This is a genomic window from Micromonospora sp. WMMD967, from assembly GCF_029626165.1.
Taxonomy (GTDB): domain Bacteria; phylum Actinomycetota; class Actinomycetes; order Mycobacteriales; family Micromonosporaceae; genus Micromonospora; species Micromonospora taraxaci.
Window position 1 is genome coordinate 5,467,935 of the sequence record NZ_JARUBK010000001.1, and the last position, 13,764, is coordinate 5,481,698.

Genomic DNA, 13,764 nt, shown 5'->3' on the forward strand with positions numbered 1-13,764 from the left:
CGGGTCTGTCTTTCGGCCGATCTGCCGACCCCACCGGGCTGGCTACGCTGGGTCATCGTGAGCACGCCTGATCTTCGACGTCTGTGGGTACGCCTGGCCCAGGCCGCCGGCTTGGTGGCCATCGGCCTGCTCGCCGTCTTCGACCTCCGGTTCGGCACGCCCGGCAGCCCGGCTGCCCTCGTACTCCTGGCGGTGCGGATGGGGCTGGCGGCGGCCACCGTGCCGCTCTGGTTGCCGGTGCACCGGCTGGGTTCCCGCCTGCTGCCGTGGGCCGCGCTGGTGCTCTCCTGCGCCTCACTGGCCGTGACCGGGGCGATCGTCGTCCTCGCGGGCGGCAGCTACCTGATCGGCGGCAGTTGGGGTCTCGCCGAGTCGGCCGGTCTGATCGGGGTGGCGTTCGTGGTCACCCGGTGGGGCGCGGCGCGACTCGTCCCGTGGGCGGCGCTGGCCGTCGGGTTGGCCGTCGCCGCGTTGCCGCTGCGTGTCGGCACCGAGAACCTGCTGGTGATCTTCGGTCTGCTCCAGGTGCTCGCCGCGGCCGGCGCCGCCGGAGTGGGGCTCTACCTGCGGATCGTCGCCGCCGGCCGGGAGCGGGCGATCGCACTGGTGCGGGCCGAGCAGCGCGCGGAGTTCGCCCGGGACCTGCACGACTTCATCGCCCACCACGTCACCGGCATCGTGGTGCAGGCGCAGGGCGCCCGGTTCGTCGCCGAGCAGGACCCGCGCCGGGTCATCGTCGCCCTGGAGCAGATCGAGCGGGCCGGCGCGGAGACGATGGCCTCGATGCGGCGGATGGTCGGCGTTCTGCGCAACCCCGACGCCCCGCCGGACGCCCCGCTGGCCCCACTGGCCGGGGTGACCGAGTTGGCGCCGCTGGTGACAGGCTTCAACGGCACGGCGAACGGGCCGGCACGGCTGCATCTCGACGGCGACCTGGACGGGTTGCCGGTGGAGGTCTCGACCTCGGCGTACCGGGTGGTGATGGAAGGGCTGACCAACACCCGCCAGCACGCGCCCGACGCCCGGTCGGTGGATGTGGCGGTGCGTCGTACCCCGGACTGGTTGTTGGTCCGGGTGGCCGACGACGGCGCGTCGCCGCGCACCGCCCCGGCGCGGGGGCACCGCTTCGGCCTGATCGGCCTGACCGAACGGGTACGAGCCCTCGGCGGCACGATCAGCGCCGGACCGGGCGTCGCCGGCGGCTGGGTGCTCGACGCCGCGTTCCCGTTGCAGGTGGGTCGATGATCCGGGTCCTGATCGCCGACGACCAGGCGATGGTCCGCACGGGCTTCGGGATGATCATCGGGGCGCAGCCGGACATGACGGTCGTCGGCGAGGCCGCCGACGGGGTCGTCGCCGTGGAACTGGCCCGACGGCTCCGCCCGGACGTGGTGCTGCTGGACATCCGGATGCCCCGCCTCGACGGCCTCGAGGCGCTGCGGCTGCTCGCCGGGCCGGGCGTCGCCGACCCGGTCCGGGTGGTCGTCGTGACGACCTTCGACCTCGACGAGTACGTGCACACCGCGCTCTCCAACGGCGCGTGCGGCTTCCTGCTCAAGGACTCCGGCCCCGCCCTGCTCGTCGAGGCGGTGCGCGCGGCCGTCTCCGGTGACGCGCTGATCAGCCCGTCCATCACAGTCCGGCTCCTGGAGCACCTCAGCTCCCCCGCGCCAGCGCGCGACGACGGTGGCCTGTCACCACGCGAACTCGACGTCGTGAAGCTCGTCGCCCGAGGCCTGACCAACGCCGAGATCGCCGCTCGGCTCTTCATCGCCGTCGGCACCGTCAAGACCCACCTGGCCAGCGTGCAGACGAAGCTCGCGGCCCGCAACCGGGTCGAGATCGCCGCCTGGGCCTGGGAACGCCGCCTCGTCGGTTGAGGGGACAACGGCGCGGCAGCCACTCGCCTACCATCGTCATCAGTCGATGACTGGTCCGCTGCGCTCACCCGAAGGCGAGGCGATCAACCATGCGCGATCATCCGTGGCGCGGCGTCCGATCCACGGCGGCCGCACTGGCCGCCTGTGCGCTCACGGCGGCAGTGGTGGCGGCGGGCGCGACCCCGGCGCACGCCGCTGCGGACACCGAGCGTCCCACCGCACCCGGCCCGATCACCGTCGTCGCCATCGACACCACCTGGGTCGAGTTGACCTGGGCGGCCGCGACCGACAACGTCGGGGTGGTCAGCTACCCGGTCGGCGCGCAATTCGAGGACAACGGCGCTCACTATTCGACCGACACCAACAGCATTCGGATCTCCAACCTGCGACCGTCGCGCACGTACACCTTCTCCGTCGCGGCCGTGGACGCGGCCGGAAACAGGTCGCTCAACGATCCGCGTCTGCGGCTGACCATGCCACCGGGGGACGACCAGCCGCCCGGCGCACCCGGCCAACCGGTCGCCTACGACGTCGCCGCCACGGCGGTGTGGCTGCGCTGGACCCACTCGGTCGAGAACGTCGTCCTCGACCGGTACGAGGTGTTCCGGGTCGACGCCGGCGGCGCGCTCACCCGGGTCAGTGAGGTGTACCAGTACCCACCACGCAACAGCACCCAGGTCAGCGGGTTGACGCCGAACACCACGTACACCTTCGTGGTGCAGGCCCGCGACGAGGTCGGCCACCTGTCACCCCTGTCCGCGCCGGTCACCGTGACCACCCTGCCGCCGCCGCCGAAATGCGCGGTCCGGTCCGTCGTGCGGCAGTGGTCGGACGGCTTCGTGGCACACCTGACCGTGAAGAACACCGGCACCACCGCGGTCGACGGGTGGACGATGACGTGGCGGTTCTGGGCCAGCCAGCAGGTCCACGGCATCTGGGGCGCGAAGGTCGTCGACCGTCCCAACAACAGCTACCTGCGGGTGGGCAACACCGGTCGCAAGGCGGTGATCCCGCCCGGCGGCAGCGTCTCGCTCGGCCTCGTCGCCTCCGGCACGCAACTGCCGCAGGAGGTCACGCTCAACGGTGGTGTCTGCGAGGTGGCGGACGAGTAACGCTCACGTACGAGGTCTGGCGCGCGCCGCGACATCTTGCGACGCTAGCCAATATGTATGACTACGACCTGGTGGTGCTGGGATCCGGGCCCAGCGGTCAGAAGGCGGCGATCGCCGCCGCCAAGCTCGGCAGGCGGGTCGGCATCGTGGACCGCCGCGACATGATCGGCGGGGTGTGCATCAACACCGGCACGGTCCCGTCCAAGACGTTGCGCGAGGCCGTGCTCTACCTGACCGGCCTGAGCCAACGTGACCTGTACGGCAGCAGCTACCGGGTCAAGGACGAGATCACGGTCAGCGACCTGGCCGCCCGGACCCAGCACGTCATCACCAGGCAGACCGACGTCATCCGCAACCAGCTCGCCCGCAACCGGGTCGCCATGATCACCGGCACCGGCCGGTTCGCCGACGCGCACTCGATCTGGGTCGACGGCGGGTCCGGCCGGGAGTCCAAGGTGACCTTCGACAAGATCGTCATCGCGGCGGGCACCCGGCCGGCCCGCCCGGACAGCGTCGACTTCGACGACCGCACGATCGTGGACTCCGACGGCGTCATCAACCTCCAGGCCGTACCCCGCAGCATGGTCGTTGTCGGCGCCGGTGTGATCGGCATGGAGTACGCCTCGATGTTCGCCGCCCTGGGCACCAAGGTGACTGTCGTCGAACGGCGCGAGCGGATGCTCGACTTCTGCGACGAGGAGATCGTCGAGTCGCTGAAGTACCACCTGCGCGACCTGTCCGTGGCGTTCCGCTTCGGCGAGGAGGTCGCCGCCGTGGAGAAACACCAGACCGCGGCGCTGTGCATCCTCAAGAGCGGCAAGAAGATCGTCGCGGACACCGTGATGTACTCCGCCGGCCGACAGGGCCAGACCGACGACCTGGCGCTGGAGGCGGCGGGGCTGGAGGCGGACCGGCGTGGCCGGATCGCCGTGGACGCCAACTACCGCACGGCAGTGGACAACATCTACGCGGTCGGCGACGTGATCGGCTTCCCCGCCCTGGCGTCGACGTCGATGGAACAGGGTCGGCTGGCCGCGCAGCACGCCTGCGGCGAGCCGATCCGGGAGATGCACGGCCTGCAACCGATCGGCATCTACACGATCCCGGAGATCAGCTTCGTCGGGCAGACCGAGGCGCAGCTCACCGAGAGCTCCACGCCGTTCGAGGTGGGCATCGCGCGTTACCGGGAACTGGCCCGTGGCCAGATCGTCGGCGACTCGTACGGCATGCTGAAGCTCCTCGTCTCCCCCACCGACGGCCGGCTGCTCGGGGTGCACGTGTTCGGCACCGCCGCCACCGAGATCGTCCACATCGGGCAGGCGGTGATGGGCTGCGGCGGCACCATCGACTACCTGATCGACGCCGTGTTCAACTACCCGACGCTGGCCGAGGCGTACAAGGTGGCCGCCCTGGACGCCGCCAACAAGATCCGCAACATCACCCGCATCGACGGCTAGCCGCCTTCGCCGACCTCCACCAGCTCCGCCAGCATGCTGCGGTAGTTCGGGCAGGTCGAGATGTCCTCGTGCGAGCAGTTCAGACCGGCCTCTAGCAGATCGAGCGCCGACCGCAGCGCCGCCATCCTGGCCTGCAACACGTCGTGGTTGCGACGCAGCACGTCCTTGCGTGCGGCCGGGTCGGCCGCCGCGAGGAACGCCCGGATGTCCGGCAGCGACAGGCCGGCCTGCTTCGCGCGCAGGATCGAGGCCACCCGGAACAGGTCGTCGCGCGTGTAGCGACGACGGCCGCCGCTGACTCGCGCGGGGCAGAGCAGGCCCACCGATTCCCAGTGCCGCAACACGTGTGCCGGCAGGCCGAAGTGGTCGGCCACCTCGCCGATCGTCATCGGGCTTGACTTCATGTCGACATTAAGTCCGACCCTGGCGGGCATGTCCAGTCTCTTAGCTGTCCTCGATGCCATCGAGAACGAACCCGCGGCCGTCGGCCTTCGTGCCCGTTCCTACGAGTTGCTCGGCGACCTCACCGGCCGAACCGTCATCGACATGGGCTGTGGCAGTGGCCGCGCCGTCGCCGAACTGGCCGAACGCGGAGCCCATGCGGTCGGCGTCGACGTCGACCCCGAGATGATCGCCGTGGCCCGGGAGCGCTGGCCCGCCGGCGAGTTCCGTGTCGGCGACGCCACCGAGTTGCCGTTGCCAACCGGGTCGGCCACGTACTACCGGGCGGACAAGGTGTTGCACGTGCTCGACGACCCGGAACGGGCCGTGGCCGAGGCACGGCGGGTGCTCACACCGGGCGGCCGGGCCGTACTGCTCGGCCAGGACTGGGACCTCATCGCCATCGACTCGGACCAGCCGGAGACCACCCGTCGGCTGGTCCACGCGAAGGCGGACTCGCTCCCGTCGCCGCGCATCGCCCGCAGGTACCGCAGCCTGCTCCTCGACGCCGGCTTCACCGACCCGACCATCGAGGTGCACACCACGGTGTTCACCGACGACACCGCGCTCGCCGTGGTGCGGCGGATCACCGACGATGAGCAGTGGCTCGCCGAGCAGGCCGAGCGCGCCCGAACGAACCGGATCCTCGTCGCCGTGCCGATGTTCCTCGTCGCCGCCCAGGCGTGACACCCGCCCCGCAGCCCCCGGTGATCAAGAGGTTTGCGTCATCCCGCCTGGCGTGTCGTGACGCAAACCTCTTGATCACCGCTCGAGGCGGGCCGGGGTGGGGGTGGGGGTTGGGGGTTCGGGGGGCCGGTGCGGGGGCGGGAGGGCCTCCGCACCGGCCCACTGGGTTCTAGCCTGCGGAGCAGGTCGGGGTCAGGCTGCCGGCGGTGCCGTTGGCCTGGAACCCGAACTCGGTGGACTGCCCGGCACCGACCTGACCGTTGTAGGCCACGTTGCGCCAGTTCGTGGTGCCGGTGTTACCGCTGCGGTCGGCGCTCCACGCGTTGGTGACCGTCGCGCCCGACGGCAGCGCGATCGTCACCGTCCAGCCGTTGAGCGCCGACGAGCCGGCGGTCACCCGCACGTTCGCCACGAACCCACCGTTCCACTGGTTCACCGACACCGTCGCGGTGCAGCCACCCGGGCCCGGGGGCGGGGTGGTGGGCGGCGGGTCGGTCGGCGGCGGCGTGGTGGTGGGCGGCGGGTCGGTCGGCGTGGTGCCGCTGTTCAGAGCGGCGAGCACCGCGTCGTACGCCGGCTTCTTCGAGCCGTTGCTGTTGAACAGCAACGGGGTCTGGTTGGAACGCCACGAGTCACTGTCCCGGATGCCCCACACCGTGATCCCGGTGCAGCGCGAGACGGCGAGGCAGTCCTCCACCACGCTGCGGTACGTGTTCGCCGACGCGCCCTGGATGTCCAGCTCGGTGATCTGCACGTCCACACCGAGCGCCGCGAAGCTGGAGAGCGTGGTGCGGTAGTTGCTGACGTACGGGGAGTCGTTGTTGAAGTGCGACTGGAACCCGACGCAGTCGATCGGCACGCCGCGCGCCTTGAAGTCGCGGACCATGTTGTAGACGCCCTGCGTCTTGGCGTGGGTCCAGTTGTCGGTGTTGTAGTCGTTGTAGCAGAGCTTCGCGCCCGGGTCAGCGGCGCGGGCGGCCCGGAACGCCGCCTCGATCCAGTCGTTGCCGGTGCGCTGGAGGTTGGAGTCGCGGCGGCCGCCGGAGCTGCCGTCGGCGAACGCCTCGTTCACCACGTCCCACGCGTAGATCTTGCCCCGGTAGTAGGTGGCCACCTGCGTGACGTGGTTGAGCATCGCCGAGCGCAGCGCGCTGCCGCTCATGCTCTCCATCCACCCCGGCTGCTGCGAGTGCCAGGCGAGGGTGTGACCCCGCACGCTCATGCCCTGGCTGCGGGCGTGGTTGACGATCCGGTCGGCGTCGGTGTAGCTGAACCGACCCTGCTGGGGCTCGGTCGCGTTCATCTTCATCTCGTTCTCGGGCGTCACCGAGTTGAACTCACGGTTCAAGATCGTGGTGTACGCCGAGTCGGACAGCTTGTACGCCGCCACCGCCGCGCCGAAGTACCGACCCTTCTCGGCGGCGGACACGCCGAGTGTCGTCCCGGCGGCGGCCGGTGCCGTCATGAACAGCGCCATGCCGGCGGCGAGGGCGCCCACGCCGGTCAGCGCCACGGCGGCTCTCGATGCCACCTTCCATCTGGTTCTTCTCATCTCGGGCGACTCCTTCTGTGTGGTGGGTGGGAAGGACAATCAGGACACCGAACAGGCGGCACCGTTGAGGGCGAACGACGAGGGCTTGCCGGTGCCGCCCTCGTGCGTGGCCTGGAAGCCGATCTCGACCGACGCGTTCGGGGCGATGGTGGAGTTGTAGGAGACGTTGCGGGCGGTGACCGCTCCGCTCGTCGGCGCGTACTGGGCGTTCCAGCCGCTGGTGATGCGCTGTCCGCTGGGCAGCGTGAAGGTCAACGCCCACCCGTTCACCGCAGCGGGGCCGGTGTTGGTGATGGTCACGCTCGCGGTGAGACCGGTGTTCCAGGCGTTGACCGTGTAGCCGACCCGGCAGGCACCGTCGCTCGGGGGCGGCGTCGTCGGCGGCGGAGTGGTCGGAGGCGGGGTGGTCGGGGGCGGGGTGGTCGGAGGCGGCGTCGTCGGCGGCGGAGTGGTCGGAGGCGGGGTGGTCGGAGGCGGCGTCGTCGGCGGGGCGGTGCCGTCCAGACCGAAGAAGCGGATCACCTGCGCGGCGTCGACCGGGATGTTGTGCGTGACGCCCTGCATGCTGATCGCCTCGACCGGGGCCATCGGGCCGCTGCTGCCGTACCGCGTGCGGGTGTAGCCGGACTGCGGCGAGTCGGTGTACGTCGGGGTCTGGCTCAGCCCGTGCACGTTGGTCCACTGCTTGACCTGCTCGCCGAAGTTCGGGTAGCGCAGCGTGTCGTCGTTGGTGCCGTGCCAGATCTGCATCCGGGGCCGCTGGCCGCTGTAGCCCGGGTACGCCTCGCGGACCAGGTCACCCCACTGCTGTGCGGTCCTGATGAGCTGCCCGTTCGCGCACTGGCTGTTCCACTCGGAGGTGCCGCCGGTGGCGAAGCAGGCGAACGGCACCCCGGCGAAGGACGCGCCGGCCGCGAACACGTCCGGGTAGACGCCGAGCATGACGTTGGTCATCATCGCCCCGGACGAGGTGCCCGTCGCGAAGATCCGCGTGGGATCGGCGGAATACCGCTGCCGCACGTAGTCGACCATCGACATGAGGCCGACCGGGTCGCTGCCGCCGCCACGGCGTAGCGCCTGGGGCGAGTACACGTCCCAGCACTTGCTGCTGCGGGTCGCCGACGGGTAGATCACGATGAACCCGTAGCGGTCGGCGAGGGACGCGTACTGCGTGCCCGAGTGGAACGCCGGGCCGGTGCCGGTGCAGTAGTGCAGGGCCAGGAGGATCCCCGGCCGGGACGCCACGCGGTCCGGGACGTAGAGGTGCATCTGCAGGTTGGTGGGGTTGGTGCCGAAGTTGGTCACCTGCGTCAGCGTCGCCGCCGACGCCGGTGCGGCGAACGTCAGCGCGGCGGCGGCCAGTGTCACGGCCGCCAGGAGGACGCCAAGCATCCGGGTCTTCAGTGTCATGGGCGCGATCCCTTGCGAAAAAGGCGCGTGGAAGGGGACTTAAGTCGAGGACTGCCCTTCGCCCGACCTTGACCGCGGCTCGCGTGACCATGTCAGCTTCAATCGAGACAACTCGATTGTCAAGACTTCCGGAAACCTTTCGCCGCAACGGTTTCCGGGGTCACCTGCGCGTCGACGGGGTGCGGCGGAGACTATCGACGCCGGCTGCCGGCGAGCAATTTCCGGCACGTTCTCGGAACGTGCCGGAGGGCTCCCCGATCCGGGTCAGTAGATGTCCCGCCCCCGCTCGTCGGGAACCCCGGACTTCCGGTAGAAGTACGTGTTGATCTGGTCACGCCACTCGGTGGCACACCGCACCTGCTCGTCCAGGCGCTCGGCCACCCGCTCGTACACGGCCGGGTCGATCATCCCGTTCAGGGTCAGCCACCGCCGCCGCATCGCCGTCACCTCCTCGACGCCGGCGAAGTGGGTGTCGTAGATGTGCTGGATGACCGTCGACCCGCTGTGCAGGACGTGCCCGTACGGCACGTGGTGGAAGAAGAGCAACAGCTCGTCCGGGCAGGTCTCCAGCGACTCGTACACCTCCGCCCAGTACGACGGGTACTGGCCGGTGAAACCGGTGCCCGAGGCGCGGGTGCGGTCCACGCCGACACCGTCCCGGTCGGCGAAGTGGTAGGTGCCCCACCGCGTGTACTCGTACCCGTCGACGCCGGGGCCGTAGTGGTCGCCGGGGTTGACCATGAAGCCGACGCCCAGCGGTGCGGTGTACCGCTCGTAGGTGCGCCAGGAGTCATCCATGATCTCGTGCAGCGTCCGCCGCACCAGGTCCGGGTCGGCGGTCGCCGACGGCGGGAAGGTCAGCGTGATCCACTCGTCGAGGACGGCGGTGGGGTCCCGCCGGGGGTCCCAGGCCAGCCGGCCGAACGTGTACAGGTTGGCCTGCGCCAACGGATGCCCGGTCCAGAAGAGGTCGTCGCCCACGTTGGCGACCGCGACCAGGCCGCCACCCGCGCCCGACTCGCCCGCCGCCACGTCCGCCACCGCCCGTCCGTCCGGACCCCAGGGCGTGAACCGCAGCACCTCGCTCCACCACGGGCCGAGGTGGCAGACGTGCCGCTGCTGGCCGGTGTACTCCTGGGTGACCTGCAACTCCACTGCGACCCGGGTGGCCGGCATCGCGGCGATCACCGGGGAGACCGGTTCCCGGGTCTGGAAGTCCACCGGACCGAACTTCACCTGCACGACCACGTTGGTGCGGAAACGGCCGTCGAGTGGGGCGAAGTGGTCGTACGCGGCGCGCGCCCGGTCGGTGGACCGGTCCCGCCAGTCCTGGTGGTGGTTGTAGACGAACGCCCGCCAGTGCACCACTCCCCCGAACGGAGCCAGCGCCTCGGCCAGCATGTTCGCCCCGTCGGCGTGGTCACGTCCGTAGGTGAACGGGCCGGGTTGACCCTCCGAGTCGGCCTTCACCACGTAGCCACCGAAGTCCGGGATGCGGTCGTACACCGTGCGGGTGGCCGCGGCCCACCAGGCCCGCACCCCCGCGTCCAGGGGATCGGCGGTCGACAGACCACCGAGGACCACCGGCGCGGCGAAGGTGACCGACAGGTGCACCCGGATGTGGTACGGGCGCAGCACGTCCGCGATCTCGGCGACGTCGCCGAGCCGGTCGGTGAGCAGCAGCGCCTCGGTCCGGGCGACGTTGACGTTGTTCACCGAGATCGCGTTGACACCGCTCGCGGCCAACAGCCGCCCGTACTCCCGGATCCGGGCCAGGTCACCGCGCGGGCGGCCGTCCCGCCAGAAGATCGAACCGCCCGCGTACCCCCGTTCGACCTGGCCCATCACCGGGTGCACGGCCACGTTGTCCCAGTGGTCCAGCATCCGCCGACGCAGCGCCGGCCGGTGCCGCTCCGGTGGGCGCTCGGGGTCGAACGCGGCCGCACAGAGCCGGACCACGTGGAACAGTCCGTACAGCAGACCGGCGGGCGCGTCGGCCAGCACCACCGTCACATCGCCGTCGCGGGCCAGCAGGAACCCCTCGTCGCCGAGCGACCCCCCGTCGCCGATCTCGGTCAACGCCACCTCCCCCGCCGACCGTGCCGCCCGCACCGCCGAACTGGGTGGCTCGTCGGCGCCGCGGAGGGCGAACACGAGGTCCACGTCGACGTCCCAGGACGGGGAATGCCACACCCGCCCGCCGTAGCGTGCGCAGGCGCGCGACACCTCGTGCAGGACGGTGTCGACGAGCAGCCCGTCGCCGTGGACCAGGACGCGGCGTGCGCCGAGCGACCGGAACGCCTCCGGAGGCAGCCAGGCCGGGTGCACGCGTGGTTCGTTGGGTTCCATCGGATCGTCGACGAACATCAGTTGCTCCAGGTGGACCGACTCTTCGGCGTTCACAGGTCCTCCTCCAGCACGACGACTCCGTACGCCGGCAGGCGCATCGTTGAACCGGTCCAGACCCGGTCACCGGTGAGCAGGTCGACCCCGCCGCGACGGGCGGTCACCTCGACCGGGTCGGCCCGGTGGTTGAGCAGGAACAGCAGCCGCGACCCGTCCGGCGCGACCCGGACGGCGGATTCCAGGTCCTCGACGTCCGGGTACGGCCCGAGCACGTCGTGCCGCGCGAGCACCTGCCGAACCACCCAGGACACTCCCACCTGGTCCAGGCCGGCCGCCACGTACCAGCCGTCGCCGGCGCCGAAGGAGTTGCGGGTCACCGCGGGTGTGCCCGCGTAGAAGTCGGCCTGGTAGGTGCCGACCACCTGCGCGCCCTGCGGGATCACCAGCTCGAACAGCAGTCGCGCCTCGACGTCGACCTGCTCGTCGCCGTCGCCGAGGCGGACCGGGTTGACCACCTCCGGCCCCCGCGCGTCCCACTCGTCGACGCGGACACCCATCAGCTGCCCGAGCGGGCCCGGCACGTCCATCAGGAAGGCCTGGTCGTTCTCGTCCACCCGACCCGACAGGTAGGTGGTCAGCACCGACCCGCCGCGCGCCGCCACGTCCTCCAGGCGCTGCGGCAGGTCGCCCTTGAGCATGTGCAGGGCTGGCGCGACGACCACGTCGTAGCCGGACAGGTCGGCGGTCACCGCGACGACGTCCAGGTCGACTCCGGCGTCCCAGAGCGCCCGGTGGTACGCGAGCACCACCTCCTGGTAGCGGACCAGCCGGGACGGGCCGTCGGAGATCTCCAACGCCCACCAGCTGTCCCAGTCGAAGAGCAGCGCCACCCGGGCCGGCGTCCGCGCGCCCAACGACGCCGAGCCGAGGCGGTCCAGCTCGGCACCCAGCTCGGCGACCTCCCGGAACACCCGGGTGTCGGAGCGGCCGGCGTGCCCGATGACCGCGCCGTGGTACTTCTCGCTGGCGCCCCGGGAGGCGCGCAGCTGGAAGAACAGCACCGCGTCGGCACCGTGCGCCACCGCCTGCCAACTCCACAGCCGCATGAGGCCGGGCCGCTTCAGCGGGTTGACGTCGCGGCACGCGGTCACGCCCGGGGACTGCTCCATCAGCCAGAACGGCTGGCCGCCCTTGAGCCCTCGCATCAGGTCGTGGGTCAAGGCCATCCGGGCCGCGGACTCGTCGTCCGGCGGGTAGTTGTCCCACGAGGCGAAGTCCAGGTGCGCAGCCCAGCGGTGGTAGTCGATCGGCCGGTACATGCCCATGAAGTTGGTCGTCACCGGCAGCGTGGGGCTGGACTCCCGGATGGCCGCCTTCTCGTCGTGGAAGTTGGTCAGCATCGCGTCGGAGGAGAACCGCAGGTAGTCCAGGGTGATGCCCTGGAACGCCGTGTGATCCGGGCCGCGCCAGTGCTCCGTCAACGCCGACGGTGGTTCGATCTGGTCCCAGTCGGTGAAGGTGTGCGACCAGAAGGTCGTGTACCAGGCCGCGTTCAGGTCGTCGAGGGTGCCGTAGCGGTTACGCAGCCAGCCCCGGAAGCCCGCCGCGCACAGATCGCAGTAGCAGGCGCCGCCGTACTCGTTGCCCACGTGCCACGCGACGACCGCCGGGGTGTCGGCGTAGCGACGGGCGACCCGGCGAGCCAACTCGACCGAGAGCCGGCGGTAGACCGGGGAGCTGGGGCAGGAGTTGTGTCGCTGACCGAAGCGGCGCTTGCGACCCTCGAAGTCGGTGCGGGTCACCTCCGGGTACGCCTTCGCCAACCAGGCCGGGTGGGCGCCGGTGCCGGTCGCCAGGCAGATGCCGCGCCCCTCGGCGGCGGCCCGTTCCACGATCCGGTCCAGCAGCGAGAAGTCGTACACGTCCTCGGCGGGCTGGGTGAGCGCCCAGTCGAACACGCCGAGGGTGACCAGGTCGATCCGGGCGCTGTCGAAGAGACGGTGGTCCTGTTTCCACACGTCCTCGGGCCACTGCTCCGGGTTGTAGTCGCCCCCGAAGGGCACCTTGGCGGTGACGGGCAGGCTCATTCGGCGAACTCCTTCCGGATCAGGTCGACCATCGGGTCACCCACGCGCAGAAGCGCCAGGACCAGTACCGAACCGAGCATCGCCAGCACCGCCTCGGAGAAGACCGCGGTGACGCCGGTCGCCGCCGCCAGCAGCAACGCGGTGCCGACCGTGACACCGGGGGTACGCACGAGGAAGTGCACGGCCAGCCGGAGTACGTCACGGGTGCGGAAGTCGAACAGCGAGGTGATCACCAGGGCGTTGGCCGCGCAGAGTGTCACCCCCACCGCGAGCAGGACCAGCGGCACCGACCACCAGCTCGCGAGCCCGACAGCGGCACGGTACGCGAGGTTCATGGCGAGCACCGTCAGCCACAGCAGCGTCGGCACCCAGACGCGCAGCACGCCGGACACGTTCGTCCGGTAACCGCGCCAGAACAGCGCGGCGGGGCGCAGGTCGGTGAGGTCGGTCCGCTGGTGCCGCAGTGCGTACAGGGCGGCGGAGATCGCCGGGCCGACCGGCACCAGGAACAGCGCGGCCAGGGGCAGGTTGCTGGGGTCGCGGCCGAGCACCAGCAGCGGGAGCAGGCCGGGCAGTGTGGTCAGCAGCAGGAGCAGCTCGACCACGAGGAGGATGTAGACGCGTGAGGTGATCCGCGACAGTGGTCCGTCGCCGAACTGCCGCCAGGTCTGGGCCGCCCCACTCACTGTCGCTCCTTCTGGTCGTTCCGCCGGGGATCGGGCGGGCCACGCCCCTCGCACCGGCCGGTGGTCGCCGGGCATCGGGTCGGGCGGGTGCGACACCGCCCGACCG

Annotated in this window: 11 protein-coding genes; 5 read left to right on the forward strand and 6 right to left on the reverse strand. The window is 70.9% G+C overall.

Features of this window, described 5'->3' with window-relative positions; translation table 11 throughout:
* The first annotated feature begins 57 nt into the window (after positions 1-57).
* The 4 genes from O7631_RS24755 to sthA all read left to right on the forward strand — a co-directional run bounded on the left by O7631_RS24755 (position 58) and on the right by sthA (position 4,449).
* Positions 58-1,245 (forward strand): histidine kinase, encoded by a 1,188-nt coding sequence (locus O7631_RS24755; RefSeq protein ID WP_278146444.1) that lies wholly within the window; start codon positions 58-60, stop codon positions 1,243-1,245.
* The gene (locus O7631_RS24760; protein WP_278146445.1) at positions 1,242-1,880 is read left to right on the forward strand and encodes a response regulator transcription factor; all 639 of its coding nucleotides are present in this window, start codon (positions 1,242-1,244) and stop codon (positions 1,878-1,880) included. The genes O7631_RS24755 and O7631_RS24760 overlap by 4 nt, the downstream gene beginning before the upstream one ends.
* A gap of 89 nt (positions 1,881-1,969) precedes the next feature.
* Positions 1,970-2,992: a cellulose binding domain-containing protein gene (locus O7631_RS24765; RefSeq protein WP_278146446.1), complete on the forward strand. Its 1,023-nt coding sequence runs from the start codon at positions 1,970-1,972 to the stop codon at positions 2,990-2,992.
* Positions 2,993-3,045: 53 nt separating this feature from the next.
* A complete protein-coding gene (gene sthA, locus O7631_RS24770; RefSeq protein WP_278146447.1) occupies positions 3,046-4,449 on the forward strand; it encodes a Si-specific NAD(P)(+) transhydrogenase in 1,404 nt (467 codons plus the stop codon).
* On the opposite strand, the gene O7631_RS24775 is transcribed toward sthA, so the two are convergent.
* The gene (locus O7631_RS24775; RefSeq protein ID WP_278146448.1) at positions 4,446-4,838 is read right to left on the reverse strand and encodes a MerR family transcriptional regulator; all 393 of its coding nucleotides are present in this window, start codon (positions 4,836-4,838) and stop codon (positions 4,446-4,448) included. The genes sthA and O7631_RS24775 overlap by 4 nt on opposite strands.
* A 43-nt stretch (positions 4,839-4,881) precedes the next feature.
* Here O7631_RS24775 and O7631_RS24780 point away from each other — a divergent pair, with 43 nt between their 5' ends.
* The gene (locus tag O7631_RS24780) at positions 4,882-5,577 is read left to right on the forward strand and encodes a methyltransferase domain-containing protein (protein WP_278146449.1); all 696 of its coding nucleotides are present in this window, start codon (positions 4,882-4,884) and stop codon (positions 5,575-5,577) included.
* 169 nt (positions 5,578-5,746) lie between these two features.
* Here O7631_RS24780 and O7631_RS24785 read toward each other — a convergent pair whose 3' ends face one another.
* The 5 genes from O7631_RS24785 to O7631_RS24805 all read right to left on the reverse strand — a co-directional run bounded on the left by O7631_RS24785 (position 5,747) and on the right by O7631_RS24805 (position 13,658).
* On the reverse strand, positions 5,747-7,054 hold the full coding sequence (locus tag O7631_RS24785; protein ID WP_278148019.1) for an endo-1,4-beta-xylanase: 1,308 nt from the start codon (positions 7,052-7,054) through the stop codon (positions 5,747-5,749).
* Between the two features lie 114 nt (positions 7,055-7,168).
* Positions 7,169-8,539 (reverse strand): PHB depolymerase family esterase, encoded by a 1,371-nt coding sequence (locus tag O7631_RS24790; protein WP_278146450.1) that lies wholly within the window; start codon positions 8,537-8,539, stop codon positions 7,169-7,171.
* A gap of 264 nt (positions 8,540-8,803) precedes the next feature.
* Positions 8,804-10,942, reverse strand: a complete 2,139-nt coding sequence (locus O7631_RS24795; protein ID WP_278146451.1) for an alpha-glucuronidase — start codon at positions 10,940-10,942, stop codon at positions 8,804-8,806.
* Entirely contained in the window at positions 10,939-12,972 is a 2,034-nt protein-coding gene (locus O7631_RS24800) for a beta-galactosidase (protein WP_278146452.1), read from the reverse strand. Before O7631_RS24800 ends, O7631_RS24795 begins: the two co-directional genes overlap by 4 nt.
* On the reverse strand, positions 12,969-13,658 hold the full coding sequence (locus tag O7631_RS24805; RefSeq protein WP_278146453.1) for a DUF624 domain-containing protein: 690 nt from the start codon (positions 13,656-13,658) through the stop codon (positions 12,969-12,971). The genes O7631_RS24800 and O7631_RS24805 overlap by 4 nt, the downstream gene beginning before the upstream one ends.
* Positions 13,659-13,764: the final 106 nt, after the last annotated feature.